Genomic DNA, 5,844 nt, shown 5'->3' with positions numbered 1-5,844 from the left:
ACTTTATGGAAACGTCTTATAGTTCACACTTATTTAACTAGTGAGAGCACTTGTTCCTCATTAAGCACCTCGACACCGAGTTTAGCTGCCTTATCTAGCTTAGAACCGGCAGCATCACCCGCAATTAAGTAGTCCGTTTTGCTAGATACACTTGATTGAACTTTGGCACCATTTTCCTTAAGTAGTGCTTTCATCTGGTCACGCCCCATACTTGGAAGCGTACCGGTAATAACAACTTTTTTGTCTTTAAACGCACTTTCAAAGCTTTGCTTTGGCACAATTAAAGGCGCTGGACTCACTCCCAACTCGATTAGCTGGGATATTTTTTGTTGATTGTTCTCGAACTGAAAAAACGTAAATATATTGTCAGCCATTATCGGCCCGATATCATTTAACGCTATCAATTGCTCTTTGCTTGCTTGCATTAAGCGCTCTAGTTTTTCAAACTGCTCAGCCAATAGCTCTGCCGTTGTTTCACCAACCTCTGGAATTCCCAAAGCGAAAATAAATTGAGCAAGTGTACATCGCTTGGATATCTCGATGGCGGATACAATATTTTTTGCTGACTTTTCACCCATACGCTCTAAGAGCGCTAAGTTCTTTGCATCAAGTCTATATAAATCACTTACGTCCTGGATTAGCTCTTTATCAATAAGCTGGTCGATTAACTTATCACCCAAACCGTCAATATCCATAGCCTTTCTACTGGCAAAGTGCTTTATAGACTCTTTTAATTGCGCGCCACAGACAAGTGTGCCGCTACATCGAGCGAGCACGCCATCTTCTTCAATTTCTATAGGGGAATCACAAACGGGGCAGCACTTTGGCAGGACAATATCAACACTATCTGGTGGTCGACGCTCTTTAACACATCGTACAACTTTAGGGATTACGTCACCGGCACGGCGAATGACAACCGTGTCACCTACCCTTATTTGTAAACGCTTAACTTCATCCATATTATGCAAGGTTGCGTTGCTAACGGTCACGCCACCGACAAAAACAGGCTTTAAACGAGCAACAGGCGTGAGAACGCCGGTACGCCCAACCTGAAAGTCAACGCTTTCGAGCACTGTAAGCTCCTCTTGAGCAGGAAACTTATAAGCAACAGCCCAGCGTGGCGCACGCGCAACGAAGCCTAATTCCATTTGGGCTGCAAAATCATCCACCTTAAACACGATGCCGTCTATTTCATAATCGAGTGATGACCTCTTATCGCTAAGCATCTCACAGTAAGCGATACATTCCTCAATATTTTGAAGTTGCTGCATATCGCTATTGACCACAAAGCCCCATTCATTAAGCTTTTCAAGTGTTGAGAAGTGACTACTGGGAAGCCCTAGTCCAGAAGAGTAGCCAACAGAATAGGCGCACATCTTCAATTGCCTTTTCGCTGTCACTTTGGAATCGAGCTGGCGTAAACTACCTGCGGCAGCATTACGCGGATTAACGAACAGTTTGTCTCCGTTCGTTTGCGCTTCTTCATTAAGTCGATTGAATGAAACCAGAGGCATAAATATCTCACCCCTCACTTCTAGTTCATCAGGGAAACCACTACCAAGCAAACGAAGCGGTATTGAGTTGATGGTACGTACGTTGTGAGTAATATCTTCGCCCACTTTTCCATCACCACGAGTCGCACCATAAATTAACTTGCCTTGCTTATAAAAAAGGCTTACTGCAACACCATCTAATTTTGGTTCTGCAACATAACTTATCGTGGCAGAGCCGCTTAGGCGCGCATGTAGTCGAGAATCAAAGGCCTGTAAATCATCAGCAGAAAATGCATTATCCAAAGAAAGCATAGGAATCTTATGCTCAATCTGGGCGAATTTATCGAGCGGTTGGCCGCCAACCCTTTGAGTCGGAGAATCAGCACTAATTAACTCCGGGTACGCAGCTTCAATATCTTGAAGCTCCTTAAATAATCGATCGTATTCGGAATCGGGTACACTTGGGTCATCTAAAACGTAATACTGGTATGCATAGCGTGAAAGCAGCTGGTTTAGCTCGTTTGCGCGTGAGCGCGAGGCATCGATAGATTTGGACATGTAAGGCTAGCGCTGATGTTAGTGAAATTTTCGCTGATTAAAGTTTTACTTTAGACAGCTGGCGGCGTTCAAACTCTTTAATCTTTGAGCGACAATGCTCAATAGTTTGTGGCGTCATCACACTTAGGTTTTCATCCTTAAGTTCGCCTTGCAAGTTTCTAGCAAAACACTGCGCGGTTTCGAGCATAAATTCGAAAGCTTTACTGTAATCCTTAGGCCCAGGCAGGGTCATAAAGAAGCTCACTCCAGGCGTGGATATTTCAGCTAATGTATCTGGATCAAAATATCCAGGTTCGATAGCGTTAGCAACACTAAATTGGATAGGGCTTAACAGGTCATCTTCTTCGTGGCGATGAAAGATAGACATATCACCGTGATCGAGACCACAAGCTTCCAGCAACTGTTTAACATCTGTTCCCGAAAACCCTTTGTTGGTTGTTGCGTGCACATTGATAACGATAACAAGCGCGTGCTTGTCATTGTTTTCACTTGCGCTACTAACTTCGATTTCAGCAACTTTCTTGATCTTACCGGCGTGAGCCGTTTTAACTTCGATTGACTCTAGCTCTATACGCGAACCCGCATCGGCAACAATGGCTCCATCTTCTTTTACGTCATCATCGTTAAAAGGTGTATCGAAATTCAGACTAGGTTCGATTTTATCCTTAGAGGAATTAACTTCTTCAATGCCTGATTCAAGTGCACCTGAAGATACAACGCGCGCGCCACCACTGGGTAATTCAGGATTAAAATCGTCTTCAAGCGGATCACCTGCACCCAAATCGCCACTCATGTCACGAGACATCTTAAGTGAGTCACGATTGGCAATACGCATGCGCCTGTAACCATCGATCAAAATACCAACGATAATTACTGCACCGATAACAATTAACCAGTCTCTTAAATTCATTTTTTCACTTATATAAATATCAATGATGCGAGCACGCATCGAAAGGAGCTAAAAACGCCCTGCACTTAGTATAAATTATAGTTTTAAAGTTTACATTGTTTCAACAAAGTAGGATGCGAATAAATTATCTGTAACTCTTTTACCAACACTATACCTCTACCATTGCTGCGGCTTCATCAATATCAACAGAGACTAGCCTGGAAACGCCAGGCTCATGCATCGTCACACCCATAAGCTGGTCTGCTTTTTCCATAGACACCTTGTTATGAGAGATATAGATAAACTGCACTTGAGAAGACATCTCCTTTACCATTCTGGCAAAGCGGCCAACGTTTGCATCATCAAGCGGGGCATCTACTTCGTCCAGCATACAGAAAGGTGCCGGATTCAGCTCAAAAATAGCAAAGATAAGCGCGATAGCAGTTAGAGACTTCTCACCCCCAGAAAGAAGGTGAATCGTGGCATTTTTCTTTCCTGGTGGACGCGCAATAATCATGACACCAGTTTCCAGCAAGTTGTCATCAGTTAATTCAAGATACGCGTTGCCACCACCGAATATCTTCGGAAAGAGGCGCTGCAAGCCTTCGTTTACTTGGTCATATGTTTGCTTGAAGCGGGTGCGTGTTTCTTTATCTATCTTTTTAATCGCATCCACAAGCGTATCTAGCGCATCGACAAGTTCATCATTCTGCTCATCCAAATGCTGCTTTCGCTCGTTCTGAACCTTAAATTCATCAATAGCAGCAAGGTTAATCGAACCAAGGCGCTGAATTCTTTGCCCTAATTGCTCCAAAGCTGCCTTCAAATTTGCTTCGTTGTCGCCTGCGTGAATTTGTGAACTAAGCGCATCAATTTCGAATCCATCCTCAAGAATCCTCTCTTCGAGGTTTTTCTTATTAATGGATAGCGCTTGAGTATCCATCCTGATTGCTTCGAGCTTTTCTCTTGCTGACTGTATTGCACCTTCAAACTTAACGCGAGCGCCCTCTTCCTCGCGCAAGCTAATACTAACGCTTTCAACGGATTTTCGCGCTTCATTCAGTCGCTCTTCTGCAATTAGCCGGGATTCCAAGAGACCTTCAAGCTGCATAGACAAGTCCTCTAAGGACTCATCTTCGTAATGTTCGCTATTATTAAGCTCAGTAATTCGTTGCTTCTTATAACTTAACTCTTTGCCTAGCCTCTCAATAGTTTGTTTTAGGGAGTTTACCTGACTAAGCTTTTGCTGTTGTTCAATTTGTTTCTGATGTACTGAATTTTGCGCTTCGCGAGACTGAGCTCTATACATCTCTAGCTGAGATTGAACACGCTCTCTTTCTTCGCTAAGAACTGCTTTGCGCTCAGTGAACTCATCAAGCGATAGCAGCGCTTCATTCCAGATTTCGCGCGATTCAGCAAGTTGCTCACGATACTGTTCAAGCTGATCTAACAACTCCTTGATATCTTCATCGTTTCGTTTTAGCTGGAGATTGAATTGATCTAGCTTGGCTTTATCTGCTCCTTGCTGACCAGCTATTCGAGCTTTCTCATTGGTCAGCGTTTTAATAGATACCTCGAAAGACTCTAAGTCTTTACGATATTGATGTAGAGCATCTTTATTGGCTTCAAGTTGAAGATTAACGGCATCAAGCTGCTCCTCTAGCGCTGGAATAGCTTTCTTTATTTTTGCGATAACATTTGCACGCTCAAGAACGCCTGCCTCGGTATCACCGGGCCTGTATACTCTTGCCCATGTTTGACCAAACCAAAGGCCATCAGTACATATAACAGACTCGTGCTCCGCCAGTGTAGCAATAGCAAGCTGTGCTTGCTCTTTTGAATCAGCAACTTTGATATCGTTTAGTATTAAAATTACTTGAGACGGTGCACCTTCAACATATTGAGCAAGTGATCCAGATTTTGCTACAACATTAGAGTTTGATCCATTTTTATCCTTATCTAATAAGGTAACAGAACCTTCCAGAGTTGATGTTTCGCAATTCAGAATAAGATCCGTTGCTACGCCGTCGGAAACCAAAGAGTTCATCCAATCATGAAGCGCTTGCTGAACAGCAATTTCCCAACCTGAAGTGACCTTAAGCTCATTCATCAGCAATGGCAGCTGATCAATACCCATCTGCCGCTTTTGCGCAGAAACGCTAGAATCATCACCCAAGACAGATTCTTGAAGTGTTACAAGCGAAGCGAGGACAGCTTTCTGCTCCGATATCTTTGCATGCAAGATAGACTTCTGATCGCTTAGTGATTCAATCTTGTCTTGTTGTTGCTCAATTTTAGGCAATATGTCATCAACTTCCTGCTGAGAGCTTAATAGTTTTTCATCTACTATCAACTGCTCCTCTTCCCATTGACCATGATCTAGCTCTTCAATACTTCGCTGCACATCAATAGAGGAGTGAGATAGGCGTTCATGCCGTATTTCGAGCTCTTGAATTCGTTCTTCTGTTTGCTGGATCTTAGCTTGCTCAAGCTCTGCGCTTTTTTGAGCATTTGCAGAGTCCTGGTTAAATTGATCCCACCGAAGTTGCCAGGATTCCATGTCAGATTCGCGCATTTCCAGCTCGAAAGAGGATTGCTCAAGCTGCTCCTGAAGCTCAATAAATACCGCTTCAATTTCTTCTAGATCCGCTAGCACAAGCTCATGTGTTTCATGGTCAGCGGACAATACCTCGTCAATTTCAGCAATTTCCTCTTTAAGCCGACTAACCTGTTGCTCCTGCTCGAGCTGGCGGCTCTTAATAAACTTAAGTTTTTGCTCTAGCGCAGCAATCTCACCGCCAGACTGATAAAATTTTGCCTGAAACTTATTGAATACCTCTTGCTTGTCTTCAAGTTCAGTACGCAGCACATCCACTTTGTTTTCATTGCTATTCTTAGCAATAA

3 protein-coding genes are annotated in these 5,844 nt (G+C 43.4%); all 3 read right to left on the bottom strand.

The genetic code is table 11. The features are described from left to right. Window positions 1-29: 29 nt before the first annotated feature. Window positions 30-2,051 carry an NAD-dependent DNA ligase LigA gene (gene ligA / locus A3757_RS14875; protein ID WP_068553188.1) on the bottom strand — a complete coding sequence of 674 codons (2,022 nt, stop codon included), beginning with the start codon at window positions 2,049-2,051 and terminating at the stop codon, window positions 30-32. A gap of 37 nt (window positions 2,052-2,088) precedes the next feature. Further along, window positions 2,089-2,961, bottom strand: coding sequence for a cell division protein ZipA (gene zipA, locus A3757_RS14870; protein ID WP_068508495.1), 873 nt, complete (start codon window positions 2,959-2,961; stop codon window positions 2,089-2,091). 148 nt (window positions 2,962-3,109) lie between these two features. Then, on the bottom strand, window positions 3,110-5,844 hold a 2,735-nt coding region (locus tag A3757_RS14865; protein ID WP_068739854.1), incomplete at its 5' end, for a hypothetical protein.

The sequence above is a fragment of the Oleiphilus sp. HI0117 genome, assembly GCF_001635235.1.
The sequence above is the reverse complement of the archived record's forward strand: the minus strand, read 5'-3'. Positions and strand labels throughout refer to the sequence as shown.